Genomic DNA, 766 nt, shown 5'->3' with positions numbered 1-766 from the left:
GGCACCGTGAGTGGACGAATTATTCGTTCCCGGATTCCCGGTCGGACCGTTGTTCGGCCCGATCGTTCCTTCGGGGGTGACGGCTACATCGGCGATGGCGTTCCCCGAAACCCACACGACACGGCCGGCACCGTTCGCGGCAAGGGATGGGGAGATCAGGGCGCGCTCACCGGTGCGAGCGATGTTCACGCCAGGTCCTGCCTTGTGACCGTCCGGCAACGGCACGAAGGTATCGGCATTGGCAGCGCCGGTCGACAACAGACCGGTAGCTACGGCCGCCACGGCGGCGGCGCCCGCGACGCGGACGCCTCGAGACAGACCGTTGATGCGGTACTTGCTCATGTTTTTCCTCATCAGGTTGCATCCGCCCGCCCCAGGGTGTCGAGGCGGGACGTGTCCCTCCAAAGCCGACGGCACGCAGTGGAATGTGTTGTCCACCAGACGTTCCGCCTGCCCATCGCGTCATCGAGCGATCTCGGACGAAACAATGCTATTCGGTATCAACCAGACTTTTCCGGAAATTCAGGCAATTCGTCTCGCGAAGTAACGGATCCGACTAGGATCGCGCAGCCCTTGCGGCACAGTTGAATTCATGACGAAATGGACCCGCCGCGCTGCGAGGGGTCCATTTCATCTGTCGCTATGGGTTTTTCACCCGCCGTTCACTCAGCCGAGGCTGAAGGGCTGACCCCACAACGTCACCCACGTGATGACATTGTCGGTCTCGACCTCGACGCTGACAAAGGCCCGCGCCTGGGCATAGCCC

Annotated in this window: 1 protein-coding gene and 1 pseudogene; both read right to left on the bottom strand. The window is 62.3% G+C overall.

The genetic code is table 11. The features are described 5' to 3' along the window. A pseudogene (locus tag ACL03I_RS39435) lies at nucleotides 1-342 on the bottom strand (MspA family porin); the annotation flags it as partial. A 324-nt stretch (nucleotides 343-666) separates the two neighbouring features. Further along, the coding region (locus ACL03I_RS39430; protein WP_412807456.1) for an MspA family porin at nucleotides 667-766 on the bottom strand (100 nt) is incomplete at its 5' end.

This window comes from Nocardia sichangensis (genome assembly GCF_047200615.1).
GTDB classification, from domain to species: domain Bacteria; phylum Actinomycetota; class Actinomycetes; order Mycobacteriales; family Mycobacteriaceae; genus Nocardia; species Nocardia sichangensis.
This window is presented reverse-complemented; position numbering and strand designations above follow the sequence as displayed.